Genomic DNA, 26111 nt, shown 5'->3' with positions numbered 1-26111 from the left:
GATGTTCCTATCGAAAGATCATGGGCCAGTTTGCAGAATGCTGACCAGCCTCGGCCCCTCTTGAGCGAGGTGGGCAAAGCCGTCGTTGTGCTGCGACAAAGAGAGGGACGGACGGACTGGTGGAGCAAGTAAGGACCCAGGCTGATCGCTCGACCCGGGTCCTCTGAGGCGCGCTCGCGGATCAGCGAACGAGCGCGCGGTAAATTTGCGGCAGTGCGGCCGGCAGACGGCGGATGTCCGGCACGACGGCATAGCCATGATGACCGAAAACGGCCGGCACATAGGTTTTGGCGTCCTGATCGACGGTGACGCCGAAAACATGGATGCCCCTTCGGCGTGCCTCGGTCACCGCCCGTCGGGTGTCTTCTAAGGCGAAGCGGCCCTCATAGTGATCGACATCGTTCGGCTTGCCGTCGGTCAGCACGAGAAGCAGGTGTTTTCGGTTCGGCCGCCCGGCGAGCTTCGCCGTCGCGTGACGGATCGCAGCGCCCATGCGCGTGTAATAGCCCGGTTTCAGGGCAGCGATCCGGTGACGCACCAGCGCGCTCATCGGTTCGTCGAAGTCCTTCACGGTTTCGACCCGCACCCAATCCCGACGGCGTGAGGTGAAGCTCAGGATGGAGTGCGTGTCGCCACAGGCAGCCAATCCTTCCGCCAGCACCAGCAGCGCTTCCTTCTCGACGTCAAGCACCCGGCGATCGTTGAACCAGGCATCCGTCGACAGCGAGACGTCGATCAGCAGTGTGATCGCCAGATCGTGTCCCTGCGGACGACTGGCCAAATGGATGCGGTCGGAGCATTCGCCGCTGGCGACCAGTTCGGTGCGGCTGCGCACGACGGCGTCGAGATCGAGATCGGCCCCGTCGATCTGCCCGCGGAGCATTTCGTGGCGCGGCCGCATGGCCTCGAATTGACGTCGCACAAGACGAACCAGCGCTTTCATCTCCTCTGAAGGCTCACCGGAGGGATGTTCCCCCGAAGCGACACCTGTCACGACGCGGCAGTAATCTTTCAGATAGATGCCGCGTCGATAGTCCCATTCCGGATAGGTGAGGTCGGCTTCGAGGGCGGAATGGCGTAGCGCCTCCGGAGGGAGATCGAGGTCGAAACGGAATTTGGCTGACGGCCTGCCCTTGCGCTCGCCCAGCACCATTTCGTCCAGTTCGTCGGCGGCTGAGGAATCGTGATCGTCGCTGTCGTCGGAAGGTCTGTCGACATTGACCATCTCGGCCATGGCGAGGATCTTTTCAAAGCGGTTGAGGATGAAGGGGCTGCGCTCGCCTTTGCTCGCCGAATCCTTCTCGCGGGTTGCCACATGGCGTCCGGCCCCTTGTGCGTCGCGTTCGCCACTCCCGATCGGCTGATCCTGGTTCTCACGCCCTGCCCATTCCTCACGCGGGACCGCCTGCGGCCAGAGCGGCACCGGAAGCATCGGCAGATAGCCGGGCGGTGCGCGGCCGGGAAAGTCTTCGTTCGTCGAGAGCGGTGCGAGACCTGCGCCCGCGCGCAAGCGATCGATGATGAGATCCTCGATCTGCCCTTCCACCCGGGGCAGCGATCCGCGCCGTCGTTCCGAAAGCAGCGCCAGGCAGAGCCCGCGGTAGCGATCGCGCAAACCGGGAAAGGCCGCCAGCACCTCCGCTTCGAGACGCTTCGCCGATTGCAGCATTTCCAGATCGGCCTGGAGCGGATCGATTTCCGTCACCGGTTCGAGTGGCATTACGGCCATAGCCGCTGCGAGCCAGACATAGAGATCGCGGTTGAGTCCCGGCTGCGGCATCAGATCGAGGACGGGCGGCAGCATGACGCTTGCCTCGTCGCGGGCGGGATGGACGAGCTTTTCCTCGCCCAGACCCATGCGCTGTCTCAGTTTCAGGCGATGCTGCGAAGTCTTTCCCCGCGCCGGCACCAGTTGCACCGTTCTTTCGCCGCCGAAGCCGCGAAAGCAGACGGAGAGAGTTGGCAGCATCTCCTCCAGCGTGACCGCAGATTGCGGGTAGCGGGGCCAGGTCTGGGTGCCGCCGGCCAGCCTGTGCCAGGCGCGCCCGACCGTCTCCTCGAGTTCCAGAAAATCCAGCATCTCGCATCACTCCTAGCGGATGACCGCCTGTGCCAGTTCGAGAAGAGCGGCGCGGACATCCGGCTCGTCGGTCAGCGGCTCGATCATTGCGGCCCGGACCGCATCGCGCGGAGGAAGACCGGCATCGATCAGGCTTGCGCAATAGACGAGAAGACGGGTCGAGACCCCCTCCTCCAGATCATGACCTTTCAGCGCCCGCAGCCGCCTTGCGAACTCAACCAAGGGTTCGACACTCGCTGCCGGCAAACCGCTCTCAGCCGAGACCACTTCGATTTCGCGCGCCTTGGGCAGGAAGTCGAATTCGATGGCGACGAAACGCTGGCGGGTGGAGGGTTTCAACGCCTTGAGCAGGCTCTGGTAGCCGGGATTGTAGGAGACGACGAGCATGAAGGAGGGCGGAGCTTCCAGTTCTTCGCCGGTGCGCTCCAGCGGCAGGATGCGCCGATCGTCGGTCAGTGGATGCAACACCACGGCGACGTCCTTTCGCGCCTCCACCACCTCATCAAGATAGCAGACGCCGCCTTCACGAACGGCCCGAGTCAGCGGTCCGTCGACCCAGACCGTCTCGCCACCTTTCAAGAGGAAGCGGCCGGTCAGGTCGGCGGCGGCGAGGTCGTCATGGCAGGAGACGGTGGTAAGCGGCAGGCCGAGCGTCTCGGACATATGGCTGACAAAGCGGGTTTTGCCGCAGCCGGTCGGACCTTTGAGAAGGAGCGGGAGTTGCCGCGTCCAGGCGGTTTCGAAGAGAGCACACTCGTTGCCGAGCGGAGTATAGGCCGGGATCTCCGGCTGAAGATTGCGGGCAATGATGTTCATGGTTCTGATCCTTAGATTATCGGAATGTGCCCCGCCGGCTCAACCGAGAAGGCGGGCAAGCGGGCGGGGCATAGGCCTCACTCGGCCGGCTCGACGTAGCCACCGAAGGCGGTGGCTTTCTCCTTGCCGGGCATCAGCACCGCCCAGACGAACATCAGTGCCGAGACAAGCACCACGGCACCCGAGCCGAGGCGAACCCAGTAGAAGAGGGAAAGCTGATCCTGGACGTCCATGTAGCTTTCGCCCAGGACCCGCTGCAGATGCACCTGCAGGACACCGGCGAAGGTGAGCGCGAAGGTCATCACCGACATGGCGGTGCACATCATCCAGAAGCTAGCGATGGACAGCCACTGGTTATACGGTTCGCGTCCGCGCAACTCGGGGATGGCATATGCCATGACCGCAAGGTTGAGCATGACATAGGCGCCGAAGAAGGCGAGATGGCCATGTGCGGCGGTGACCTGTGTCCCGTGGGTGTAGTAATTGACCGACGACAGGGTGTGCAGGAAGCCCCAAACGCCTGCGCCGAAGAAGGCCATGACCGAGCAGCCCAGCGACCACAGAAGGGCAGCCTTGTTCGGATGCTTGCGGCCGGCCTTCCAGGTCATGACGAAGGTGAAGATGACCATGGTGAAGAAGGGTGCCACTTCCAGCGTCGAGAAGAGCGAGCCAATCCACTGCCAGTAGCCGGGCGCGCCGATCCAGTAATAATGGTGGCCGGTGCCGAGGATGCCGGAAAACAGGGCCAGACCGACAATCACATAGAGCCACTTCTCGACCACTTCGCGGTCGATGCCGTTCAGCTTGATCATCAGGAAGGCGAGGACCGAAGCCATGATCAGCTCCCATACGCCTTCGACCCAAAGGTGGACGACAAACCACCAGTACATCTTGTCGAGTGCGAGATTGGCCGGATTGTAGAAGGCGAAGAGGAAGAAGATCGCGACGCCCCAGAGCCCGAAGATCAGGATGTTGGTGACGACGGTCTTGCGACCCTTGAGCACGGTCATGGTGACGTTGAGCAACAACATCAGGGCAACGATGACGATGCCCACCTTGATCGCGAAGGGCTGTTCAAGGAATTCGCGACCCTCGTGGATGTGGAATAGGTAGCCGACGACCGCGACGGCTGCCGCAATCAGAAAGATCCAGAACTGGGCGATGGCCAGTTTGGGGCTATAGAGCTCCGTTTCCGTTTCTTCCGGCAGCAGGTAGTAGGTGGCGCCCATGAAGCCCATGAGCAGCCACACGATCAGTGCATTCGTGTGGATCATGCGCACGATGTTGAACGGAAGCAGTTCGGACAGTGTGTTCGGCAGCACGTAGATCGTGCCGGCCAGAACGCCGAACAGAACCTGGGCGAGGAAGAGGCCGAGCGCGCCGTAGAAATACAGCATCGCGACCTTCTGGGTTTGATATTTCATGTCATGTCTCCTTGAGGTCGAAAGGCTCAGCCGGCGTCGTTGGGCGGCCACTTCTGGGTCTTGATCGTGCTGGTCCACTCGAGGAAATCGGCGAGATCGTTGATCTCGTCATCCGTCAGGTGGAACTGGGGCATCTGCCGGCGCCCCTCGACGCCTGAGGGCTGTGCAGCCATCCAGGCGCGCAACGTCTCGCGCGCACCGTCGCGATCGTCCTTGCCGCCCCAACGGGTCCAGACATTGCCAAGTTCAGGCGCGAAATAAGCGCCCTCACCCAGCAGCGTGTGGCAGTTGATGCAGGCGTTTCTTTCCCACACACGTTTGCCGCGCTCGACGCTTTCGCTGAGCGTCGCCTCGTTTGTCGAGGTGGTGCGCATGTAATAGTGGCTGTGGGCCGTAAGCCCCACGAAGATCGCAAAAAAGAATATGGAGCCGCCGTAGAAGACGTTGCGCGCTCCGGTCTTGGTCAGGCGCTCTGCCATGCCTTTGTCCTTCCGTCTGCCGGTGCTTGAATGGCCGGTCGTTGAGGTCTCCGCGATCAACCTTCTTTGCGGTGTCGGCATCACGGGATGTCCCGTTTCTAGCGCTTGGCGAAAAGCCTTCTTTGCGCACCGACAAAGAGCGCGAAGATCACCCCGCGAAAGCGACCGCGACCGAGCGGGCAAAGGCAGCCGTCAGCAGAAGCGCTGGCCAAGCAATGAGGGCAAGCCGCATCGGGTGGAGCCCACCTCGCAATTCCAGAAAATCAAGGATGATCAGGCGGCCCTTGGCGAAAGCAATGACGAGCACGGCTCCAATAGGGACGACCGTGCCGCCGGCAAGGGCTGCGACGACGGCGGCACCCACGGCAAAGGTCAGCAGCATGGCCAGCGTTCCGGCCAGTTCTTCATGTTGTCTGCGGGTCATGAAGGGCCTCACGCCAGATAGAGGATCGGGAAGATGACCAGCCAGACAAGGTCGATCACGTGCCAGAGCGTTGCAACAAGACGCACATTCTCGTGCGCCGGACGCCAGGCAACGAGCAGCAGCGCGAGAGCGCCGAAGAAGACGTGGAAAAGATGGAAGCCAGTGATCATGAAGTAGAGTTCAAAGAAGGAACCGAGCGTGGCATCCGTGGTGAAGCGCAGCTCGCCCCCATATTCGAACAGCTTGACGGCGACGAAGCAGAGGCCAAGCGCAGCCGCGAGCCTCAGTGGCCGCTTGACGGCAGAGAGGTCGTCGCGATGCCGTACCGCGAGCGCGACGAAATATCCGCTGAGCAACAGGATCAGCGTGTTGGCCCCTGCAATCCCCGGCCTCAGATGCAAGCGGGCGAGGTCGAATGCTTCAATCTGATAGGTCGAGACCACGAGGAAGCCGAGGATCAGTATTCCGAACGCGATCAGTTCGCTCCACACCAGGATCCAGAGCAGCAGTTGGTCATCCTTTGTCTCGTTTCCGAGGCTCGTTTCCAAGGCCATCGTCGCATCTCCCTTTGTCGGGTCCGTTTTAGAGCGACGATCCCTGTTCCTCTTTGTGGGAGCGCAAAGAAGGCTGCGGAAAGACCGGGCAAAGTGCATGCGAAACGGAAGGAAGACCGCCATGACGGATGCACAGATCGGGCTCATCGTCGCCACCCCTGTCATCATGGGTTTTGCCCTGATGCTCCATCGCATGGGTGTGCTTCAGCCAACGGGTACGATCTCCGCGATCGTGGCTTCGGGGCTGATCGCTGTCGTCCTGTTCGTCGGCCAGTGAGGAGGCGGACATGCTGCACACACCAAAACTGTCCCGGATGCAGGTGACCATGATGGAAGAGCGCCACCGCGCCCTTTTGGCACTATGTCTCGAACTCGAAGAACTCGCGAGAGATCTCAAGCATGCCATCGTGCCTGCCTCCACGAGGCCTATTGCTGCCCAGCTCGAACCGCTCGTCGATGCCGCTCACAAGCTTGAAGAAGAGACATTATATCCAACCTTGGAGGAGCAAGCCGGTTCCTGCTTCAGTTCCCTGATGATTGCGCAGATCAAGGCGGAGCATGGCGTCGATCGCAAGGCTGCCCATGAGCTCAAACTGACGCTCGACGCTGTCGCAGACGGTCGCTGCAGGCTGAGCCTCGATACGGTGGCGCGCATGACGACACGGTTCCAGGACTATCTTCAGCGCCATGTGGCAGCGGAGCAGATCCTTTTGGATAATCTTGTCGCTGCGGCAGGCGGCCATGAGCCGGATACGGGCTCACCCGCACCACCAAAATCCTTTTTGCCCCCAGCAGATCCCTGACCCTTCTCCAACATCATTTGCTTCAGAGCCCTCGGCTCCGGATATCGCCTCGAAAGGGCACTGCCATGCACAGCCTCCCCCCTCGGTCCGTATCGGAGACCTTGCTCTCCGGTGGGTTTCGCCTGTTCTTTCCCGGCAGTGCAGTTGCCGCTGCACTGGTGGTGGCGATCTGGATTCCGTGGTATCTCGGTCTCCTCGATCTTCCGGTCGCACTGCCCCCTCTCGCCTGGCATCAGCATGAGCTGCTGTTCGGTTTCGTGCCCGGCGTGGTTGCCGGGTTTCTTCTGACGGCGGTGCCCAACTGGACGGGCCGCGCGGCGATTGCCGGGAGGCCCTTGCTCTGCCTCTTCCTGCTCTGGCTTGCCGGACGGGCCTCGATTGCCCTGTCGGGATCGACCGGCCTCATCATCGCCGCGCCGATTGCGTGCCTCTTCCTCCCTGCCTTCGCATTGATGATCGGTCGGGAACTCGCGGCCGCGGGCAACCGCCGTAACTACAAGATCCTCGTCATTCTTGCTCTCCTTAGCCTTTCACAAGTGTGTTTCTTCATCGAGCTCGAGCAGTTCGGCGACACCCTCATTTCCGCACGTCTCGCGGTTGCGACGATCGTTCTGATGGTGTCCATCGTCTCCGGGCGGATCATTCCCTCCTTCACCGGAAACTGGCTTAAGGCCAATCGTCCCGGACTGCTGCCGGTACCTTTCTCGCGCTTCGATGCTGTGGTGATCATTCTGTCGCTGGTCACCCTACTCGCCTGGGTCATTCAAGCCCGCGCTGGCCTCAACGTCGCAACGCCTCTCGGTGTGCTGATGATTGCAATCGGTGCTGCCCACCTCGTGCGCCAGTTCCGCTGGCGCCCGTTGAAGACCCTCAGCGAACCTCTCCTCTGGATCCTGCATCTCGGCTATTTCTTCTTGCCCATCGGCTTCCTGCTTATAGGTTCGTCCCTGCTGCTCGATGATCCGAGCCTGGCGTCCGCCGGTATCCATGCCTGGACGGTGGGCGGCATCGGCATCATGATCCTTGCCGTTATGACCAGGGCGACACGCGGCCATACCGGGCTCGCGCTCCACGCCCCCTGGACCACGACCTGGCTCATCTATGCGTTTGCCATCATCGCGGCCTCCGCCCGCATCGGCGCGGCCGTCCTGCCCAAAGACGCTTCTGCCCTGCTTTCAGTGGCAGGCATCGCCTGGATTGTCGCATTCCTGGGATATGTGGTGTTTTACGGATCGATCCTGCTTCGTAGCCGGTAGAGGCGGCCGCCGCACCGACTGCGTCTCTTTAAACCGGGTGCCGTTTCGGAGCCCGGTCCAATCGTCAGCCGCCAGCGCCGAAGGGGCCGTCCTTGGCCATTTCCGGATACTGCACGGTCCCGCTCACGTCGGTGTCATGAGATGTCGAAAGGGGGACGGAGAGGCGAACTCCGGGTCCGCCGGCAGCGCTGGTCACGCGCTCATCTATGAAGGTGATCCCCGCCTTTTCCAGCGCGGTGCGAAGCACTTCGACCTCGCTCCTGTCATCAGGACAAGCAGTGGCCCTTGCCTCCATCTCTTCGACGGTGGCGAGCGGCAATTCAACTTGCCGGGCAAGGTCAGCTGCGGTTAACCCCAGAAGCGCACGCGCCGCTGCAATCTGTCTTCCGGTGATCATGCCGATCCTTTCGGGTTTGCGTCCAGACGAAGGTCAAAGCCTTCCAACTGACAACGTCCCACCGGGAGTGAAGTTCGATTGCGTTTCGGCGCGATCGAATACCTTCCTCCAGCCACGGCACATAGCGCTGGTTGGAAAAATGGGCGGGCGGTCAGGCGGCGTAGTCGTCGTCGCTCACATGGTCCAGCCAGTCCACAGCCTTGCCATCCAGCGCCTCCTGAATGGCAATGTGGGTCAGGGCGACCGTCGGGCTTGCCCCATGCCAGTGCTTTTCGCCCGGCTCGAACCAGACGACGTCGCCCGGTCTGATCTCCTCGACAGGCCCGCCTTCGCGCTGGACGCGACCGAGGCCTGCCGTGACGATCAGGATCTGGCCGAGCGGATGGGTATGCCAGGCGGTGCGGGCGCCGGGTTCGAAGGTCACAGCATTGCCGGCCACCCTTGCCGGCGCACGAGCTGGAAACAACGGGTCCAGCCGAACCGTTCCGGTAAACCAGTCTGACGGGCCCTTACCGGAAGGCTGACTGCCTGCGCGTTTGATGTCCATCTTGCTTCCTGTTCCTTCTCGCTTCGGGTGCCGATGCGCCTGATCAGGCCGGCAGTGCATTGCGCATCTGACCCGGCGTCTTGCCATGGATGCTCTTGAACACCCGGTTGAAGTGCGAAGTGTTCTCGAATCCGACCTGGAGGGCGATGTCGATCAGAGAAGCATCGGTCTGGGCGACCAGCATCTTTGCCCGCTCCATGCGCAGCCGCATGTAGACGCGTGCCGGCGATGCCTTCAGTTCCTGTGCAAAGAGCCGTTCGAGTTGACGTCGAGACAGGCCGACAGAGCGGGCCAGCTGGTCGATGGTCAGTTCGCTTTCGAGTGTCTGCTCCATCAGGATCAGCACGGCCTTGATCCGAGGATCTTCACACTCGATGGTCAGGGGACGGCGGACCTGGATGTCTCGGTTCGAACGGGCCCGCTCGATCTGCAGGACCTCGAGCGCATTGCGCTCCGCGTCATGGCCGAGATACTGGCGCACGATAAAGGCAGCGAGATCGGCGGAGCTGCTGCCGCCGGCGCAAGATCCGCGGCGGCGGTCGAGATTGAACAGCCGGTCCGAACGGACATCGAGATCCGGAAATCTCTCGCGAAATGCCTGATAATGAAGCCAGCTGACACAGCTCTGGTGGCCCTTCATCAATCCGGCCTCAGCTAGGATGAAGGTGCCGGTGCAAAGCCCGATAAGCGGCACCTTCTGAGCATCGGCGCGTCGCAGGAACTGGATCGTTTCCTCATCCACGGCGGCCTGCTGGCCGAGCAGTCCGCCGACCACCACGATGTAGTCGAACCGGCTGGGATCAACGAAGTCGCTGGTGGGCGCCACCTGAACACCGCAGCTCGAGGTAATCAGGTGGCGGGTGCTGCCAAGGACGTGCCAGTCGGCCTTGACGCGCCCGGAGCGGTCGAACTCGTCGCTGGCGAGGCGAATGGTGTCGATAAACAAGCCAAACGCCGAAAGCGTGAAGGCGCGCGACAGCACGAAGGCAATCTTCAGCTGCGGCTTGCTGTTGCGTTCTGCGATGGCCATCCGTTCCGTCCTCATCTGTCCCAGCACTCGTAGCCGATCCCGCGTCCGGAGCCTAGGCGACCGGGTATCCCCTCAGCGTGTTTTCGGCACTCTTGTGCTATCGTCTCATTGCAATTTTTAATTTAGACCCTACATCTTGTAGTAGTGGCAGTCAGCGAAAGCCGATCGTCGTTTGCGATCCTTCTCCAAGGATCTCGTTCCAGCCGTGCAAGGAAAAGTCATGCCCGTTCATCGCTTCACCGTCGGCCAAGCCGTCCGTCTCACCAATCTGACCGCCTTGTCACCCAAGGCTGCCTCTACCTACACGGTTCAGGCACCGATGCCGCTGCGTGACAACAGCCCTCAATATCGTCTCTACAACGAAGAATTCAAACAGGGACGCGTTGCTCTTGAGCGTGATCTCGAGCCGGTCCTCGCTGTTTGAGGCTTTGCCTGGCCGACCGCATTCGAGCGAAGGCGCGGTGCCTGAATGGATACAACAAGGCCTCCCCGGCGAATGCCAGGGAGGCCTTTTCTATTCAGCCCGAATGTCAGGCGGTTCAGGAGCCGAGATAAGCCGCGATCACCGCCGCCACCTGGTCGGAGTTCATCACGCCCATCTGATGATCCATCAGGGCGCCCAACTGCGTGCTTGAGAGCTGGGAGATGTAGGTTGTCGAGAGTCCGGCTATGCCGCTTGAACTGAAGGCCGCGATATCCGACGACGAGAAGGTTGCCAGGTCCTCCAGTTCAAGGGCCGCCACCTGGGCAGAGTTCAGAGCCGCGACCTGGCCTGGTTTGAGCGCCTCGGCCTGAGCGGTCGTTAGCGACGTGATCACCTGCGTCCGCAAGCCCGAGATGGCGCTGCTGCTCAAGGCTGCAATGGCATCCGTCGACATCAGCGCCACATCTTCCGTGCCGAGACCTGCAGCCTGCACTGCTCCCATGGCGCCGATCTGTGCCAGTGTCAGGGCGCCAATCTGCAGCGTGCTCATGGCATCGACCTGATTGTAGCTCAAGCCGGCGATCTGGGCGGTGGACAGAGCTGCGATCTCACCCGTGGACAGTGATGCGATGACGGCCGTGGACAGACCCTTGATCGCCGAGGCACTGATGGCCGCGAGATCGGTTTGCGAGAACGTCGCTATACCCAGCGTGGAAATGCCCGCCATGGCATCGGCACTCAGGACCGCAATCTGGCTGGTCGAGAAGGCGTCGATCTGGTCGGCTCCCAGCACGGCGATCTGCGCGCTGGACAGACCCGAGACGCTTGCCGTGCTGAGTGCAGCGATGGCGCTGGTGCTCAACCCGGCAATGAATGCCGTCGACAGGCCGGCGATACCCGACGAGCTGATGGCGGCAAATTTTTCTGACGAGAAGCCTTCGATATCGGCGGCACTCAGGCCCGAAAGGGCATCCGAGGTCAGAGCGCCGATTTGAGACGTCGTGATCGCGCTGATCTGTTCGACGCTGAGAGTTGCCATCTGGGTCTTGGTCAACCCAGCCATGCCCGCCGCACTGATGGCCGCGATCTGGGCGGTCGAGAAGGATCCGAGGTCTTCAGTGGTGAGTGACCCGATCTGCTTGGAGGTCAAGGCCTTGACCTGGGCCGTTGTCAGCGAATCGATCTGCTCAGATGTCAGGGTGGCCAGCTGGCTCGTGCTGAGGGCTGCCACCGCACCCGTGCTGAGAGCGCCCACCTGCGCTGGCGTCAGGCTGGCGATCATGGTGGTTGAGAGGCCTTCAATGCCGGCTGCACTGATCGCCGCGATGTCTTCCGAAGAGAAGACGTCCAGATCGTCCGTTCCGAGAACTGCGATCTGGCGGGACGTGAGTGCCGCCACCTGTTTGGTGGTGAGGGCTTCGATCTGATCGATGCTCATCGCATTGATCTGGGCGGTCGACAGGCCGGCAATGCCGCTGGTTCCGAGCGCAGCAATCTGGTTGGTCGAAAACGCAGCGATCATGCCGGTCGATAGACCCGCGATAGCGGCCGAACTGATGGCAGCAATGTCTGCCGTCGAGAAGGTCTCGATAGCGTCGATCGTGAGCACCGCGACCTGCGCTGAGGTTAGGGCTGCCACCTGCAACGAAGAGAAAGCTTCAATCTGGTCGACACTGAGTGCCGCGATCTGGCTTGTCGTCAGGTTGGCGATCGACGTGGTGGTCAGGGCTGCGATCTTGGCGGTCGACAAAACTGCCAGATCGTCCGTGCCCAAGGCAGCGACCTGCCTCGAACCGAGAGCGGCAATCTGTTGCGATGTGAGTGCCTCGACCTGCACTGTACTGAGTGCGGCAATCTGGTCCGTCGTCAGTCCGCTGATCGCAGCTGTGCCAAGAGAAGCGATCTGCTCCGTCGACAAGGATGCGATGGTCCCGGTGGAAAGCCCCTTGATCGCGGTGGAACTGATGGCAGCGATGTCAGCCGTTGAGAACATGTCGAGGGCGGCGGTGCTGAGAACGCCAATCTGGGTGGAGGTGAGAGCTCCCACCTGAACCGATGTCAGCGCCTCGACCTGCTCCGAACTGAAGGCGAGGATCTGTGTCGTCGTCAGAGCATTCACGACGGCCGTGCTCAGGACCGCTACCTGTGCCGTGGTGAGTGCGGCAAAGTCATCGGTCCCGAATGCGGCGATCTGTCGTGTGGTCAGCGCCGCAACCTGGGTTGTCGTGAAGGCCTCCATCTGCGCCGTGCTCAGCGCATTGATCTGCCCGGTCGTCAGTCCGGAGACCCCGCTAGCGCTGAGAGCCGCAATCTGATCGCCAGTCAAGGCTGCCAGCACGGAGGTCGGTATCCCGGCAATCGAGCCCGACGCGATGGCCGCGAGATCGGCAGTGGAAAAGACATTGTAGTCTTCAGTACCCAGCGCTGAGATCTGTGTGGAACTGAATGCTGCGACCTGCGTGGGGGTCAATGCCTCCACCTGATCGGAAACAAGCGTCTGGATCTGTGTCTGGGTAAGCCCAGTCACGCCAACGGCGCTGATCGCGGCAATCTGATCTGCCGAGAGGATCGCCACTCGATCCGTCGCGAGAGCGGCAATCTGACGGGAGCCCAGGGCCGCGATCTGGCTGGTCTTCATGATATCGATTTGACCGACGGTCAGGGCAGCGATCTGCGACGTCGACAAAGCAGCGATCACTGCAGTGTTCAGTGCTGCGACCTGATCGGCCGAAAGCGCTGCAATCGATCCGGTCGCGAGGCCGGCGACGGCCGCCGTGTTGATCGCAGCCACATCCGCCGTGGAGAAGGTGGCGAGATCGTCGGTCCCGAGGGCAGCGATCTGACGCGAACTCAAGGCAGCGACTTGGGTCGTGCTCAGGGCCTCCACCTGAGCGGTGCTCAATACATTGATCAGTGCCGTCGACAGACCGGCAATCCCCTGGGCACTGATTGCCGCGATCTGGGTGGTGGAGAAGGCAGCGATGCCGGACGTCGAGATGGCCGCGACCTGGCTGGAATTCAGGGCCGCGATCTGGGCCGTCGTGAGTTCCGCCACCTGAGACGGGGTCAACCCGTTCAACTGCGACGTCGACAAGCCGCCGACCCCGCCGGCACTCAAGGCTGCAAGTTGATCGGCCGACAGCGCTGCGATCTGGTCAGAGGTCATGCCAACGACGGCACTTGAAGTTATCGAGGCGATATCAGCGGTCGAGAAGACGGCTATGTCATCCGTGCCGAGTGCCGCAATCTGTTTGGAAGCGAGTGCCGCCACCTGGGTTGGTGTCAGTGCCTCCACCTGAGCGGTGCTCATGGCGACGATCTGTGCGGTGCCAAGGCCGCTGATACCGTCTGCACTCAGCGCGCTCACCTGGGCAGTGGACAGTAACGCGATCTCGTCCGTGCTGAGAACCGCAACCTGCGCGGAAGACAGTGCTGCAATCTGCAGGGTCCCGAGCACTGCAACCTGCGCCGTGGTCAACGCGGCGACCTGCTGCGTGCGCAAGCCGGGGATGCCTGCTGTTTTCAGGGCGGCAACCTGCGCGGTCGAGAGAGACGCAATGACAGCTGTCGAGAGACCACCGATCGCCGCCGACCCGATAGCGGCGATGTCCGCAGTCGAGAAAGTCGCAATATCAGCCGTGGTCAGCATCGCCAATTGGGACGAGGTCAGCGCGGCCACCTGATTGGCGGTCAGAGCTTCGACCTGGGCTGCGTTCAACGCATCGATCTGGCTGGAGGTCAGGCCAGGTACTGTGCCCACGCCCAGGGCCGCAACCTGATTGGTCGATAGCGTCACAAGCGTGCTTGTGGCAATTGCACCGATCTGAGCCGAGGAGAGCGCTGAAATCTGGGTGGTGCTCATGGCCGCGAACTGGCCAGAGGAAAGCGTTGCCACCTGCTTGGTGCTCATGCCGGCGACACCGGCCATGGTCAGGGCGGCCATCTGGGCCGAAGACAATGCACTGATAGCCTCAGTCGTGAGGCCAGAAATGGCCGCAGCGCTGATTGCAGCCACATCCTTGGTAGCGAAGGTGGCGATGTCGTCAGAGCCCAATACCGCCAACTGGGTTGAACTGAGTGCCGCAACCTGCGCCGTCCCGAGGGCCTCGACCTGAGCCGTGCTGAAAGCGTCGATCTGCTTGGTGGATAGGCCCGTGATTGCTGATGCATTCAAGGCCGCCACCTGGGCGGTCGACAGTGTGGCGATGACGTCGGTCGTTAGACCCCCAATCGCGACCGATCCGATGGCAGCGATATCCTTGGTCGCGAACGTCGCGAGATGATCGGCCGTGAGGACGGAGAGTTGCGAAGCGGTCAGAGCGGCGACCTGGACCGTGGTCAGGGCTTCCGCCTGCGCCGTCGTCAGTGCCGCGATCTGCGCCGTCGTCAACGCAGCGAGCGTCACGGTGTTAAGTGACGCAACCTGGAGCGTGGAAAGCCCGCCGATCGTCTCCGTCGTCAGGGCGCCAATCTGTGTTGAGGTCAGGGCGGCCATCTGCTTGCTGGTGAGCACACCAATCTGATCCGACCCAAGAGCCGCCACCTGAGCAGTGCTGAAGGTGGCAAAGGCCGTTGTGCTCAAGGCCGCGATCTGACCGGTCGTGAGGGATGCGATGAGAGAGGTGGAGAGCCCGGGAACAGCAGCGGCGGTCAGCGCGGCGATATCACCCGTCGAGAAGACTGCGAGGTCCTCGGTGCCGAGCGCTTCGATCTGCAGGGACCCCAGAGCCGCGACCTGGGTCGTGGTGAGAGCCTGCATCTGAGCGGTGCTCAGCGCAACAATCTGGGTCGTCGTCAGCCCGGCGATGCCAGCACCGCTCAAGGCTTGCACCTGCGCGGTCGTCAGGGACGCGATATTCGTCGTGTTGAGGGCCGCGACCTGTTTCGAGCCGAGGGCCGCGATCTGCTTGGTGGTCAACGCCGCCACCTGCTCAGATGTCAGGACTTCAACGAGATCAACCGGCAGCTTGGCGATAGCGCCCGTGCTGATGGCGGCGATCTGGGCGGTGGTCAGCGACTGGACTGTCTCTTCCGTCAGGCCGGAGATTGCATCACTCGTGAGGACCGCGATCTCCGCCGTCGTGAACGTGGCGAGATCGTCCGTGCCGAGAGCCGCCATCTGCGTAGACTTCAGAGCCTTGACCTGTTTCTCCGTCAAAGCCTGAACCTGGGCGGTGGACAAGGCCTGAACCTGTTCCGACGTCAGGCCGCCGATGCCGAGCGTGCTCAGCGAGGCGACCTGCTCGGTCGACAGCACGGTGAGGGCGCCGGAACTGATGGCGGCGACCTGGGCGGCCGTCAGCGCAGCGATCTGATTGGTGGACAAAATCGACAGCTGATTGGTCCCGAGGGCCTCGACCTGGCTGGTCGTCAATGCCGCCATCGCAGAGGTCGAAAGGGCACCAAGCTGGGTGGTCGGCAGCGCCGCAATGATCTCGGTCGAAATGCCGGACACGGCCTTGTTGGTGATCGCAGCGATCTCCGCCGTCGTAAAGGTTGCGAGGTCTCCGCTATCAAGCATGGAGATCTGTGCCGAACTCAGCGACTTGATCTGGCCCGAGGTCAGGGCCTCGACCTGGGCGGAAGACAGGACCTCCATGTGCTCAGTGGTCAAGCCGGTGACCGCGGTCACACTCAGGGCTGCGATCTGAGCAGTGGACAGGGCGGCTACGTTTGCTGAACTCAGGGCCGCGATCTGCTTGGAGTTCAAGAGCTTGATCTGCGAGGTTGCTAGAGCCGGTACCTGCTCGGTCGTCAATGCACTGATCTGGGTGGTGGTCAGGCTGGTGATTGCAGCGGTGCTGAGGGCAGCGATCTGCGTGGTGGTGAGCGCAGCCACAAGCTCGGTGTTCAACCCGATGACGGCAGCACTCGTCAGCGACGCGATGTCCCCCGTGGAGAAGGTCGCGATATCATCCGTTCCGAGAGCACCCAACTGCTTTGCGGTCAGAACCTTGACCTGTGTCGTCCCAAAGGCCTCTACCTGTGTGGTGGACAGGGCGTTGATCTGGTCAGTGGTTAGGCTTGACACCGTCGAGGTCGACAAAGCGGCGATCTGAGCGGTCGACAAAGCCGCAATTGCATCCGTCGACAGCCCCGACACTGCCTTGTTCACGATCGCTGCGATGTCCGCGGTCGAGAAGGTAGCAATATCCTCTGCGCTCAGGGCTGCAAGCTGATCGGAACGTAGGGTCTTGACCTGGGCCGACGTCAGAGCCTCGACCTGCTGCGTTGAAAGTGCGCCGATCAACGTGCTGTTCAGCCCTATGATGCCGGCCGTGGTGATTGCCGCAATCTGTGCTGCGCTTAGAGCCGTGACGTTTTCAGTAGTAAATCCGCCGATCTGACGGGAGCTCATGGCTTTGACCTGGGTCTCCGTCAGAGCGGCCACCTGGTCTGTGGAAAAGACGGCCAACTGGCGCGTGGAGAGCCCCGCGATGGCACTGGTGTTCATCGCGGATATCTGGCTTGCAGTGAGCGTGGCGACCACATCCGTCGACAGGCCTGTCACGGCCTTATTGGTGAGGGCTGCAAAGTCCGCAGTCGAAAACGTCGAAATCGCATCGGCTGAGAGGACGGCAACCTGTGCAGACGTCAGCGCCTTCGTCTGGTCACTGGTGAACGCTTCCACCTGGGTGGTGCTCAAAGCGGTCATCTGGGCCGTCGTCAGACTTGCAACCGAAGCTGTCGCGAGGGCTGCAATCTGGCTTGTGCTCAAGCTTGCGAAGACCGCAGTGGTGATGCCCGGCACCGTCTTGTTTGAAAGAGCGGCGATCTCGGCTGTGGTAAAGGTACCAAAATCGTCTTCATCGAACACGGCGATCTGCGAGGCGTTCAACACCTTGATCTGGCTCGTGGTCAAGGCATCAACCTGCGCCGTCGACAGGGAAACCAGCTGGGCCGTGGACAGGCTGGCGATCGCCGCTGTGCTGAGCGCCGCGATCTGGGCCGTCGAGAGTTCGGAGAGGTTCTCCGTCTTGAGCGCGGTGATCTGCTTTCCAGTCAGCACTCCCAATTGCTGCGTGGTCAAGGCGTTTGTCTGGGCCGTGGTGAGCGCCGCCAGTTGCTTCGTCGTCAGCTGGCCGATCGTGCCGGTGCTCAGAGCGGCGACCTGTTGCGAAGTCAGCACGGCCAAAGCCTCGATGGAAAGCCCCGAGATTGCGCTGCTGCTGATGGCAGCCATATCGGCCGTAGAGAAGCCCGCGATGTCCTCGGAGCCCATTGCCGAAAGCTGCGTAGCCGTCAGGTTCGCGACCTGAGCGGCCGTCAGAGCGGCCGCCTGCGCGCTCGAGAGGGCCGCGATCTGCTTGGTCGTGAGTTTGCCGACAGCCGTGCTGTTCAGGCTCTCGATATCGGCCTGGTCGAGCACTGCCAGCTGATCCAGCGTCAGACCAACGATTGCGGACTGCGAGATCGCGTTGAGCTGACGACTGCTCATCACATCGACGTCTTCCGTGTCGAGCGCGGCAATCTGGGCAGATGACAGCGCAGCAATCTGCTGCGTCGTCAGCGACGCCACGTCTTCCGTCGACCATGCAGCAACCGAGGACGTTGATTGTGACCGGATCTGAGTGACGCTGAGAGACGAGATCGTGGTGCTCATTTACAAAATCCGTGATGCTATGTTGTCATCAAAATCAACTCCGGTACCGCAACGGAACCGAGGGCGCGCGACTATAAATGTCCGCCATCGTTAAGCGGTCGGGCTTGCCCGAGACTGGACAGGGAACTTTCGGCTAAAGCCGGGCGACGAACGCACCACACAACGAAGAAGGCGCCCCCTAAGAGGCGCCTTCTTCAGTCACAGTGTATGAGTGATTGCGTGCGGATCAGATCGCCGCTTAGGCCGCGATAATGGCGGTTACCTGATCGTTTGTGATCGCACCAGTCTGTGTACTGGTGAAGGCCTGGAGCTGGGTGTTGTCCAGAGCTGCGATGTCACCCGTCTCAAGACCGACGATCGCTTTCGAGCTGATGGCGGCAATGTCTGCCGTTGAGAATAGCAACAGATCTGCCGTTGACAGAGCGGTCATTGCTGCAGAACCCAATGCGGCGACCTGCGTCGCGGTCAGGGCCTCGGCTTGGTCGGTGCTCAAAGCATCGATCTGAGCCGTGGTCAAAGCGGCGATTGCAGACGTGCTGAGTGCTGCGATCCCTGCGGTGGTCAGGGCGGCGATATTGGCCGTGCTGAGGGATGCTGCCTGGGCCGAAGTGAAGGCCGCAATCTGCCCCGTGGTCAGAGCGGCCACTTGGTCGGTGGTCAAGGCGCCCAGCTGAGTTGTGCTCAGTGCTGCAATCTGCGTCGACGTCAGGCCTGAAGTCTGGTCCGTTGTCAGTGCTGCCACGTTATCGGTGGAAAGCCCTGCCAAGGCCTTGGAGCTGAGCAGCGCGATTTCGCTGGACGAGAAGGTCGCAAGGTCATCGGTGCCGAGCGCCGCCAAAGCCGCCGAGCCGAGGCCGGCGATCTGGGCAGTGCTCAGGGCTGGAACCTGATCGGTGCTGAGCGCCGTCACCTGTGCCGACGTGAGCGAGGCGATCTGCGTCGATGTCAGAGTGGTTGTCAGCACCGTCGCCTGATCGCTTGTCAGAGCGCCGATCTGAGCTGAACTCAGTGCTCCTACCTGCGTGGCCGTCAGACCCACCGTCTGGTCTGTGGTGAGTGCGGCAATGACTGTGGTGCTGAGGCCGGCGATGGCCTTGCTGCTGATCAGGGCGATCTCGGAGGTGGAGAAGGTGGCGATATCGTCGTGCCGAGCGCGGCAAGAGCGACAGAGCTGAGGCCTGCGATCTGACTGGTCGTCAGAGCGGCAACCTGATCCGTCGTCAGGGCGGCGATCTGGGTGCTCGTCAAAGCGGCGATCGCCTTGGTGCTCAGAGCCGCGACGATGTCATCCGACATCAGTGCCCCGATCTGGGCAGAGCTCAGAATGGCGAAATGGGCGGTGCTGAGACCTTCCACATTGACGTTCAACGTGTCGATCTGCTGGGTGGTGAAGCCAACGATAGCCTTGGTGCTGAGTGCTTTGACCTGAGACGTCGACAGGTTCTGGATCTGGGTAGCGCTCAACGCTGCAGCCTGAGACGATGTGAGGGCGGCGACCTGTGTGATGCTGAGAGCTGCGATGTTGTCGGTCGTCAAAGCGACGATCTGGGCTGTCGTCAGCGCCGCAACCTGCGCGCTTGACAGAGCTGCCAGCTGAGCCGTGGAGAGGGCTGCGATATTTGCTGTCGAAAGGCCTGAGATTGCCTTGGCGCTGATCGCCGCGATATCGGCGGAATCCAAGGTTGCGAAGTCTTCAGTGGCCAAAGATGCAATAGCCGCGGAGCTCAAAGCGCCGATCTGGCTGCTGGTCATCGCGGCGATCTGATCAGAGGAAAGCGCGGCGACCTGCGTCGATGAGAGGGCGGCGGCAAGCCCAAAGCAAGCTAGATTTGCTAATGAGCGAGAGCGCAAAGCGCCCGTGTCAATTCGTGCCGCCAGGCCTCAACCTTCGTGGAATGTCCAGATCATGGATAATGCACCCGCCCAAGACAATGCTTCACTGTTCGCAGCCCTCTTGTTGCGCGCGCGCAACCAACAACTTCCGCTGGGAGAGTTGTTCCAGGTCGCCGAAGCTCTGAGTGCCGGTGGTCAGCGGATCTTGGCGGCTGAACTCTATAAGGCTTGGATCGCCTACAACGACAGCAATCCGCTCCTGCACTTTGTCTATTTCAACTACTCCGTCACGTTGCGCCAGATGGACGACCTCGCCGGTTCCATCCAGGCGCTGCAGGCTTGTCTCAGGATCAACCCGCAATTCGGTCAGGCCCACATCAATCTTGGCCGCGCCATGGAAGACAGCGGATTGAACCTGCAGGCCATCCAGCAATGGCGCAGCTATGCCGACCAGACAGCGGAAATCACGGCGGAAAGATCAAGCCACCGGTTGATGACCCTGCAGCATATCGGCCGTGTTATGGAAGGCGCTGGACTGCTTGAGGAAGCCGAGACCGTCTTGTGGCAGGCAATCGAGTTGCGGCCCGACAAGCCAGAGGCCGGCCAGCACTGGCTGTCGCTGCGCCAGCATCAGTGCAAGTGGCCGATCATCGTCACCTCCGAACATGTATCGACGCGACAGCTTGTGGACGCCATGTCGCCGTTGCCGCTCGGCTGCTTCTCGGATGATCCGCTGTTCCAGCTCGCCAAGGCCTATCGCTACAACAATTTCCTCGTCGGTCGGCCTGACACGTCAGGCTTCACCCGGCAGACACCGCGGGTGAAGACCGGGACGGGCAAGCGTCTGCGCATCGGTTATGTATCCTCCGACCTACGCGATCACGCCGTCGGTTTCGCCCTGCGCGAAGTGCTCGAACTGCATGACAAGAGCCAGGTGGAGATTTTCGCCTATTACTGTGGCGAGACGCGGATCAACGACGCCACGCAGGACCGGATCAAAGCCGCCGTCGATGGCTGGCGCGACATCGCATCGATCACCGACCTGCAGGCGGCAAATCAGATCGTTGCCGACGAGATCGATATCCTCGTCGACGTCAATGGCTTCACCAAACATGCGCGCACCAAGATCTTCGCCTATCGGCCGGCGCCCGTCATCGTGGCATTCTGCGGCTATCCCGGCTCGATGGGCAGCCCTTACCACCAGTACATCATCGCCGACGAGCAGATCATACCGCCGGAAAACGAGATCTATTACAGCGAGAAGGTATTGCGCATTCCCTGCAACCAGCCGATCGACCGTAAACGCGTGATTGCCAAGACGCCGACACGCGCCGAGGCCGGATTGCCGGAAGACGCCTTTGTGTTTGCCTGCTTCAACGGCATGCAGAAGACCACGGCACCGGTCTTCTCGCGTTGGATGGACATCCTGCTTGCCACGCCAAATAGCGTGCTCTGGCTGCTCGGTGCGGCCGACAGCGTCAACCAGCGCCTTTGCACGCTTGCCGCCGAACGGGGCGTCGCACCCGAGCGGCTGATTTTTGCCCCGAAGGCGGCAAACCCGCATCACCTTGCGCGCATTGCGCTCGCCGACCTTTTCCTCGACACATTCCCCTACGGCGCCCATTCCACGGCAGCCGACGCGATCACCATGGGGCTGCCGGTGCTGACTGTGCCGGGCAAGACCTTCGCCTCGCGTTTCTGCAGCAGCATCGTGTCTGCGGCCGGCATTCCAGAGCTGATCTGCGATACGCCCGCCGATTATGTTGCCAAGGCGATCGCCTTTGCGCGCAATCCGGCAGCGCTTGCTGCCGTCAAGCAGTCCCTGCAAGACCAGAGGGAGGGCAGCGTGCTGCGCGATATTCCGGCCTTGGTCCGGCGCCTGGAAGAGCTGTTCTGGGAGATGCAGGGTGATTGCGAGCGAGGAGAGACGCCGGTTCCGGATCTCACCAACCTCGACGTCTATTACGAGATCGGTGCAGAGCTGATGCTTGAGAACACCGATTTCCTGGACGAGGGCACCTATCGCCAGCGCTACCTCCAGAAGCTCCGCCAGTGGAATGATTTTTCGCCGCTTCCCCGTGACTCGCGCCTGTGGGCGGAACCGTCCGCCTGATCGCGTCCATCGTGAAGAGAGTGGACAGGTCGCAAGACCACTGACACGCAGGGAGAGCAGATGAGTGCGAGGGGAAGAATTGCGATCGCCGGTGCCGGGCTTTCGGGCGCGGTGATCGGCCGGGCGCTGGCGGCGGAAGGCTACAGCGTCGAGATATTCGACAGCCGCAGCCACATCGCCGGCAATTGCCACACGGAACGCGATGCCGATACCGGTGTGATGGTGCACGTCTACGGGCCGCACATCTTCCACACCGATGACACGGAAGTGTGGGACTACGTCAACCGCTTCGCCACCTTCATGCCCTACAAAAACCGGGTGAAAACGACGAGCCAGGGGCAGGTCTTCTCGTTGCCGGTCAACCTGCACACGATCAACCAGTTCTTCGGCAAGACATTCCGGCCTGACGAGGCGCGCGCGTTCATCGAGACGCAGGCCGATACATCGATCACCGATCCCCAGACCTTCGAGGAGCAAGCGCTCCGGTTCGTCGGCCGCGATCTCTACGAGGCCTTTTTCAAGGGTTATACGCAGAAGCAGTGGGGTTGCTCGCCGACCGCCCTGCCCGCCTCGATCCTGAAGCGGCTCCCCGTCCGCTTCAACTATGACGACAACTATTTCTTCCACAAGCATCAGGGCATGCCGGAAAACGGCTATACGGAGCTGGTGCGCGGCATTCTCGACCAGCCGGGGATTACCCTCCATCTCGGCACGGTCTATCACCGGTCGCAGAACGACGCCTTCGATCATGTATTTTATTCCGGGCCGCTCGACGGTTATTTCGATTACGAGAACGGCCAGTTGGGTTATCGCACGCTCGATTTCGAACGCTTCACCTATGATGGCGACTATCAGGGCTGTGCGGTGATGAACTACGGCGACGTGTCCGTGCCCTATACGCGCATCACCGAGCACAAGCATTTTTCGCCTTGGGAAACGCATCAGGGGTCCGTGTGCTATCGCGAATTTTCTCGCGAATGCGGTCAGGACGACATTCCCTATTACCCAATTCGACTCGTCGAGGAGAAGCAGCAGCTGGCCGCCTATGTCCGTCGAGCGGAAGAGGAAACGGCCATCACCTTTGTCGGACGGCTCGGGACGTATCGTTACCTCGACATGGATGTCACAATCCGCGAGGCACTCGACACGGCCCGACTGTTCCTCGACCAGCGCCGGGTGGATATACCCATGCCGGCCTTTCTACACGCCCCTGTCTGACGGGCCGGTCGCACGGATGAGTTCGAAACTCGCTACTGGAAGCGTCTTTGGATGACCGCAACGAAAATTCTCGTCACCGGTGGCGCCGGCTATATCGGCTCCCACACCTGCCTTGCGCTTGCGACAAAGGATTTTATCCCTGTCGTCTATGACAACTTCTCAAGCGGCCACCGCGAGTTCGTGAAGTGGGGGCCGGTCGAAGAGGGGGACATTCGCGATCGTTCGCGGTTGCGCGAGGTGCTGGCCCGGCACAAGCCAGCGGCCGTACTGCATTTTGCTGGTCTGATCGAGGTGTCGCAATCGTTCAAGGAGCCCGAAGCCTTCTACGACATCAATGTCGGCGGGTCGCTGAACCTCCTGCAGGCGATGATGGAAGCCGATATCCGTGCCTTCGTGTTCTCCTCGACCTGCGCCACCTACGGCCAACCGCAATACATGCCGCTCGATGAGGCGCATCCGCAGGCGCCCATCAATCCCTATGGTCGCACGAAGCATATCGTCGAGCAGGCACTACGGGACTTTGCCTTGTGCGACCGCATGCGCTCCGTGATGTTGCGCTACTTCAACGCTGCCGGCGCCGATAGCGAAGGCCGCATAGGCGAATGGCACACCCCTGAGACGCACGCGATTCCCCGTCTCATCGAGGCGGCGCTCGGACGACGCCAGGGCTTCTCCATTTTTGGTGACGACTATGAGACACGTGATGGCACTTGCATCCGCGACTATGTGCATGTCTCTGATCTGGCTGAAGCCCATGTTCGGGCCGTCGAGTATCTGTTGAACGGCGGAGAAACCGTGGCGATCAATCTTGGCACCGGCACAGGAACCAGTGTTCAAGAGTTGGTGACGGCCGTCGAAGCCGTATCCGGACGGCCCCTGCCCGTGACGAAGGCAGAGCGACGCCCGGGCGATCCGCCGCTTCTGGTGGCGAGCAACGCGACGGCCCGCGCTCTGCTCGGCTGGGAGCCGGAGCACCATGTCGATGACATCATCCGCTCGGCCTGGACCTGGCATCGCCGCTTCAACGGACATTCCTGAGCGGCGACTGAACCCTTTTGGCTCGCTCCGCCGTCAGGCCTTTTCGTCGTCTGGGGGCACTGCTCACGACGTGCGAGGTCCGGGCCTAGTCAGCACGAAGACGGCACAGGCGACGAGGATCGCACCGACCAACAGTTTGAGCCAGAGTTGCGGCGGACCGACAATCCAGACGATGACATAGCTCGCCGACATTAGTGAAACCGATGCAATCTTGGCCTTCCTGGAGATCGCTCCCTCGCGCCGCCAATCGATGAGCGGCTGACCATAACGGGGATGATCGAGCAACCACTGTTCGAAGCGCGGCGAAGAACGTGCGAAGAGTGCCGCCGCGAGGATCATGAAGGGCGTCGTCGGCAAAAGCGGCAGGAAGACGCCGACCACGCCGATCGCGACCAGCAGCCAGGCAGCGGCGAGAGTGAGAAGACGCATGCGGTGTCCTTCGCGGCGAAGCTTTAAGTTGCGCCAGAGATACCGCATGTTCGCAACTTGGCAAGGATGTTGAGGATCGGAGCAATTGCGGCAATTTTTCGTTTGCACCGCAACAGGGGACATGCATCCTTGGCCGGGAAATCTCGTCCTCAGGAATTCTGAAGTCTCATGTCCAAGACCACCCTCGTTCTCGGCGCCGGCATTATCGGCGTATCCACTGCCATTCACCTCGCCCGTCGCGGCCGTTCGGTCATTTTGGTGGATCGGCGTGGGGCAGGCGAAGAGACGTCGTTTGGCAATGCCGGGCTGATCCAGCGCGAGGGCGTCGTGCCCTACGGTTTTCCTCAGGAACTGGGCATGCTGATCCGCTACGGTTTCAACAACCGCATCGATGCGCATTACCATGCGAGCGCCATGCTCAAGCTCGTGCCGTTCCTGTCACGCTACTGGTGGCATTCGAACAAGAGCCGCCATCAGGCGATCGCGCGCGCCTATGCGCCGCTGATTGAAAGCTCGGTCACAGAACACAAGGACCTGATCGAGGCCGCCAATGCCGGGCACCTGATCCGCAAGGACGGCTGGATGGAGATCTTCCGCACCAACGGCAAGCGCGATACCGAACTTGCCGAGGCCGAGCGGCTTTCGCGCGAATACGGCGTCAGCTACCGCGCGCTCTCGCGCGAAGATCTGGCAAAGGAAGAACCGCATATTCGCGGTGACTTCGTCGGTGGCCTGAAGTGGAACGACCCCTGGTCCGTCACCGACCCGCATGGGCTGACGCAGGCCTATCTCGCCTATTTCCAGTCGCTCGGCGGCCGTTTCGTCAAAGGCGATGCCTTGAGCCTGGAACAGGGGCCAAACGGTCACGGATGGCGGGTGCAAACCGATGACGGCATGGTCGATGGCGACGAGGTGGTTCTCGCACTTGGCCCCTGGTCGGAAGAGGTGACGCGCAAGTTCGGTTATCGCTTCCTGCTTGGGGTCAAGCGCGGCTATCACATGCATTACGCCCCTGCGGGCAATGCCGTGCTCAACAACTGGACGATGGATGCCGAGCGGGGTTATTTTCTCGCGCCGATGGACAAGGGTATCCGTCTGACCACCGGGGCGGAATTTGCCAATCGCGATGCGCCGAAATCGCCGGTGCAGCTCGCCCGCGCCGAGAAAGTGGCGCGCGAAATCTTCCCGCTTGCCGAACGGCTGGATGCGGAGCCCTGGATGGGCGCCCGCCCCTGCACGCCTGACATGATGCCTGTGATCGGCAAGGCGCCGCGCCACGAGGGTCTCTGGTTCGCGTTCGGCCATGCTCATCACGGCCTTACCCTTGGGCCAACGACAGGCCGCCTGATCGCCGAGATGATGACGGGGGAGAAGCCTTTCCTCGATCCGAAAGCCTGGAGTCCGGAACGTTTTCGCGCCTGAGGCTGCCGCCTCGACTGGCAGGTGTTCGCCGGGGCTAGCCTTCAGGAACGGGAAGTGCTATCCAAGCTGCGCAATTTGATCAAATTGTTTCCCGACGGAAACAGACCGGACCTTCAGGCTCCTCATGGGCCCGGGTCCAGATGCGATCCTGAGAGACGGGCAGTGGCATGCGCCGGTGTTTGATCCATAACGCGAAAAGCGTCTATCGTTAGCGGACAGTC

General features: G+C 61.5%; 21 protein-coding genes. 8 read left to right on the top strand and 13 right to left on the bottom strand.

The genetic code is table 11. From position 1 onward, the window contains the following. Nucleotides 1-181: 181 nt before the first annotated feature. The 6 genes from FJQ55_RS03385 to FJQ55_RS03360 all read right to left on the bottom strand — a co-directional run bounded on the left by FJQ55_RS03385 (nucleotide 182) and on the right by FJQ55_RS03360 (nucleotide 5777). Nucleotides 182-2080: a nitric oxide reductase activation protein NorD gene (locus tag FJQ55_RS03385; protein ID WP_140826296.1), complete on the bottom strand. Its 1899-nt coding sequence runs from the start codon at nucleotides 2078-2080 to the stop codon at nucleotides 182-184. Nucleotides 2081-2092: 12 nt separating this feature from the next. After that, on the bottom strand, nucleotides 2093-2896 hold the full coding sequence (locus tag FJQ55_RS03380; protein ID WP_140826295.1) for a CbbQ/NirQ/NorQ/GpvN family protein: 804 nt from the start codon (nucleotides 2894-2896) through the stop codon (nucleotides 2093-2095). Between the two features lie 77 nt (nucleotides 2897-2973). Next, a complete protein-coding gene (locus tag FJQ55_RS03375) occupies nucleotides 2974-4320 on the bottom strand; it encodes a nitric-oxide reductase large subunit (RefSeq protein WP_140826294.1) in 1347 nt (448 codons plus the stop codon). A 26-nt stretch (nucleotides 4321-4346) separates the two neighbouring features. After that, nucleotides 4347-4799 carry a c-type cytochrome gene (locus FJQ55_RS03370; protein WP_062276241.1) on the bottom strand — a complete coding sequence of 151 codons (453 nt, stop codon included), beginning with the start codon at nucleotides 4797-4799 and terminating at the stop codon, nucleotides 4347-4349. Between the two features lie 148 nt (nucleotides 4800-4947). After that, the gene (locus tag FJQ55_RS03365) at nucleotides 4948-5223 is read right to left on the bottom strand and encodes a cytochrome C oxidase subunit IV family protein (protein ID WP_140826293.1); all 276 of its coding nucleotides are present in this window, start codon (nucleotides 5221-5223) and stop codon (nucleotides 4948-4950) included. Between the two features lie 8 nt (nucleotides 5224-5231). Then, complete coding sequence (locus FJQ55_RS03360) at nucleotides 5232-5777, bottom strand: cytochrome c oxidase subunit 3 (protein ID WP_246085010.1); 546 nt, start codon at nucleotides 5775-5777, stop codon at nucleotides 5232-5234. A gap of 121 nt (nucleotides 5778-5898) precedes the next feature. Between FJQ55_RS03360 and FJQ55_RS23400 the strand changes: the two genes are divergently transcribed. From FJQ55_RS23400 to FJQ55_RS03350, 3 genes are all read left to right on the top strand, one after another. Further along, nucleotides 5899-6054 (top strand): hypothetical protein, encoded by a 156-nt coding sequence (locus FJQ55_RS23400; RefSeq protein WP_167507684.1) that lies wholly within the window; start codon nucleotides 5899-5901, stop codon nucleotides 6052-6054. A gap of 10 nt (nucleotides 6055-6064) precedes the next feature. After that, entirely contained in the window at nucleotides 6065-6580 is a 516-nt protein-coding gene (locus FJQ55_RS03355; RefSeq protein WP_140826291.1) for a hemerythrin domain-containing protein, read from the top strand. Between the two features lie 65 nt (nucleotides 6581-6645). Further along, a complete protein-coding gene (locus FJQ55_RS03350; RefSeq protein WP_140826290.1) occupies nucleotides 6646-7836 on the top strand; it encodes an NnrS family protein in 1191 nt (396 codons plus the stop codon). A gap of 64 nt (nucleotides 7837-7900) precedes the next feature. On the opposite strand, the gene FJQ55_RS03345 is transcribed toward FJQ55_RS03350, so the two are convergent. The 3 genes from FJQ55_RS03345 to FJQ55_RS03335 form a co-directional block, all read right to left on the bottom strand. Next, nucleotides 7901-8233: a helix-turn-helix domain-containing protein gene (locus tag FJQ55_RS03345; RefSeq protein WP_140826289.1), complete on the bottom strand. Its 333-nt coding sequence runs from the start codon at nucleotides 8231-8233 to the stop codon at nucleotides 7901-7903. A 151-nt stretch (nucleotides 8234-8384) separates the two neighbouring features. Beyond that, complete coding sequence (locus tag FJQ55_RS03340) at nucleotides 8385-8780, bottom strand: (R)-mandelonitrile lyase (protein ID WP_140826288.1); 396 nt, start codon at nucleotides 8778-8780, stop codon at nucleotides 8385-8387. A 43-nt stretch (nucleotides 8781-8823) separates the two neighbouring features. Further along, complete coding sequence (locus FJQ55_RS03335; RefSeq protein ID WP_140826287.1) at nucleotides 8824-9825, bottom strand: GlxA family transcriptional regulator; 1002 nt, start codon at nucleotides 9823-9825, stop codon at nucleotides 8824-8826. A gap of 205 nt (nucleotides 9826-10030) precedes the next feature. Here FJQ55_RS03335 and FJQ55_RS03330 point away from each other — a divergent pair, with 205 nt between their 5' ends. Then, nucleotides 10031-10234, top strand: a complete 204-nt coding sequence (locus FJQ55_RS03330; RefSeq protein WP_062276256.1) for a hypothetical protein — start codon at nucleotides 10031-10033, stop codon at nucleotides 10232-10234. Between the two features lie 115 nt (nucleotides 10235-10349). Here FJQ55_RS03330 and FJQ55_RS03325 read toward each other — a convergent pair whose 3' ends face one another. From FJQ55_RS03325 to FJQ55_RS03315, 3 genes are all read right to left on the bottom strand, one after another. Next, nucleotides 10350-17837 carry a beta strand repeat-containing protein gene (locus FJQ55_RS03325; RefSeq protein ID WP_140826286.1) on the bottom strand — a complete coding sequence of 2496 codons (7488 nt, stop codon included), beginning with the start codon at nucleotides 17835-17837 and terminating at the stop codon, nucleotides 10350-10352. A gap of 238 nt (nucleotides 17838-18075) precedes the next feature. Beyond that, complete coding sequence (locus tag FJQ55_RS03320; protein WP_140826285.1) at nucleotides 18076-18876, bottom strand: hypothetical protein; 801 nt, start codon at nucleotides 18874-18876, stop codon at nucleotides 18076-18078. A gap of 65 nt (nucleotides 18877-18941) precedes the next feature. Continuing rightward, nucleotides 18942-19688 carry a hypothetical protein gene (locus tag FJQ55_RS03315; protein WP_425467494.1) on the bottom strand — a complete coding sequence of 249 codons (747 nt, stop codon included), beginning with the start codon at nucleotides 19686-19688 and terminating at the stop codon, nucleotides 18942-18944. A gap of 55 nt (nucleotides 19689-19743) precedes the next feature. Here FJQ55_RS03315 and FJQ55_RS03310 point away from each other — a divergent pair, with 55 nt between their 5' ends. The 3 genes from FJQ55_RS03310 to galE are packed head-to-tail and all read left to right on the top strand — an operon-like array spanning nucleotide 19744 to nucleotide 24039. Continuing rightward, nucleotides 19744-21783 carry an O-linked N-acetylglucosamine transferase, SPINDLY family protein gene (locus FJQ55_RS03310; RefSeq protein WP_140826283.1) on the top strand — a complete coding sequence of 680 codons (2040 nt, stop codon included), beginning with the start codon at nucleotides 19744-19746 and terminating at the stop codon, nucleotides 21781-21783. A gap of 60 nt (nucleotides 21784-21843) precedes the next feature. Beyond that, a complete protein-coding gene (locus FJQ55_RS03305; protein WP_140826282.1) occupies nucleotides 21844-23001 on the top strand; it encodes a UDP-galactopyranose/dTDP-fucopyranose mutase family protein in 1158 nt (385 codons plus the stop codon). Between the two features lie 51 nt (nucleotides 23002-23052). Then, nucleotides 23053-24039: a UDP-glucose 4-epimerase GalE gene (gene galE, locus FJQ55_RS03300; RefSeq protein WP_140826281.1), complete on the top strand. Its 987-nt coding sequence runs from the start codon at nucleotides 23053-23055 to the stop codon at nucleotides 24037-24039. A gap of 63 nt (nucleotides 24040-24102) precedes the next feature. Here galE and FJQ55_RS03295 read toward each other — a convergent pair whose 3' ends face one another. Continuing rightward, complete coding sequence (locus FJQ55_RS03295; protein ID WP_140826280.1) at nucleotides 24103-24468, bottom strand: YbaN family protein; 366 nt, start codon at nucleotides 24466-24468, stop codon at nucleotides 24103-24105. 168 nt (nucleotides 24469-24636) lie between these two features. Here FJQ55_RS03295 and FJQ55_RS03290 point away from each other — a divergent pair, with 168 nt between their 5' ends. Further along, on the top strand, nucleotides 24637-25890 hold the full coding sequence (locus FJQ55_RS03290) for an NAD(P)/FAD-dependent oxidoreductase (RefSeq protein WP_140826279.1): 1254 nt from the start codon (nucleotides 24637-24639) through the stop codon (nucleotides 25888-25890). Nucleotides 25891-26111 lie beyond the last annotated feature (221 nt).

This window comes from Rhizobium glycinendophyticum, from assembly GCF_006443685.1.
Taxonomy (GTDB): domain Bacteria; phylum Pseudomonadota; class Alphaproteobacteria; order Rhizobiales; family Rhizobiaceae; genus Allorhizobium; species Allorhizobium glycinendophyticum.
This window is presented reverse-complemented; position numbering and strand designations above follow the sequence as displayed.

Excerpts from the sequence above, each read along its gene's own strand:
- FJQ55_RS03385 (WP_140826296.1), bottom strand. The coding sequence starts at position 2,080 with ATGCTGGATTTTCTGGAACTCGAGGAGACGGTCGGGCGCGCCTGGCAC.
- FJQ55_RS03380 (WP_140826295.1), bottom strand. The coding sequence starts at position 2,896 with ATGAACATCATTGCCCGCAATCTTCAGCCGGAGATCCCGGCCTATACT.
- FJQ55_RS03375 (WP_140826294.1), bottom strand. The coding sequence starts at position 4,320 with ATGAAATATCAAACCCAGAAGGTCGCGATGCTGTATTTCTACGGCGCG.
- FJQ55_RS03370 (WP_062276241.1), bottom strand. The coding sequence starts at position 4,799 with ATGGCAGAGCGCCTGACCAAGACCGGAGCGCGCAACGTCTTCTACGGC.
- FJQ55_RS03365 (WP_140826293.1), bottom strand. The coding sequence starts at position 5,223 with ATGACCCGCAGACAACATGAAGAACTGGCCGGAACGCTGGCCATGCTG.
- FJQ55_RS03360 (WP_246085010.1), bottom strand. The coding sequence starts at position 5,777 with ATGGCCTTGGAAACGAGCCTCGGAAACGAGACAAAGGATGACCAACTG.
- FJQ55_RS23400 (WP_167507684.1), top strand. The coding sequence starts at position 5,899 with ATGACGGATGCACAGATCGGGCTCATCGTCGCCACCCCTGTCATCATG.
- FJQ55_RS03355 (WP_140826291.1), top strand. The coding sequence starts at position 6,065 with ATGCTGCACACACCAAAACTGTCCCGGATGCAGGTGACCATGATGGAA.
- FJQ55_RS03350 (WP_140826290.1), top strand. The coding sequence starts at position 6,646 with ATGCACAGCCTCCCCCCTCGGTCCGTATCGGAGACCTTGCTCTCCGGT.
- FJQ55_RS03345 (WP_140826289.1), bottom strand. The coding sequence starts at position 8,233 with ATGATCACCGGAAGACAGATTGCAGCGGCGCGTGCGCTTCTGGGGTTA.
- FJQ55_RS03340 (WP_140826288.1), bottom strand. The coding sequence starts at position 8,780 with ATGGACATCAAACGCGCAGGCAGTCAGCCTTCCGGTAAGGGCCCGTCA.
- FJQ55_RS03335 (WP_140826287.1), bottom strand. The coding sequence starts at position 9,825 with ATGAGGACGGAACGGATGGCCATCGCAGAACGCAACAGCAAGCCGCAG.
- FJQ55_RS03330 (WP_062276256.1), top strand. The coding sequence starts at position 10,031 with ATGCCCGTTCATCGCTTCACCGTCGGCCAAGCCGTCCGTCTCACCAAT.
- FJQ55_RS03325 (WP_140826286.1), bottom strand. The coding sequence starts at position 17,837 with ATGAGCACCACGATCTCGTCTCTCAGCGTCACTCAGATCCGGTCACAA.
- FJQ55_RS03310 (WP_140826283.1), top strand. The coding sequence starts at position 19,744 with ATGGATAATGCACCCGCCCAAGACAATGCTTCACTGTTCGCAGCCCTC.
- FJQ55_RS03305 (WP_140826282.1), top strand. The coding sequence starts at position 21,844 with ATGAGTGCGAGGGGAAGAATTGCGATCGCCGGTGCCGGGCTTTCGGGC.
- galE (WP_140826281.1), top strand. The coding sequence starts at position 23,053 with ATGACCGCAACGAAAATTCTCGTCACCGGTGGCGCCGGCTATATCGGC.
- FJQ55_RS03295 (WP_140826280.1), bottom strand. The coding sequence starts at position 24,468 with ATGCGTCTTCTCACTCTCGCCGCTGCCTGGCTGCTGGTCGCGATCGGC.
- FJQ55_RS03290 (WP_140826279.1), top strand. The coding sequence starts at position 24,637 with ATGTCCAAGACCACCCTCGTTCTCGGCGCCGGCATTATCGGCGTATCC.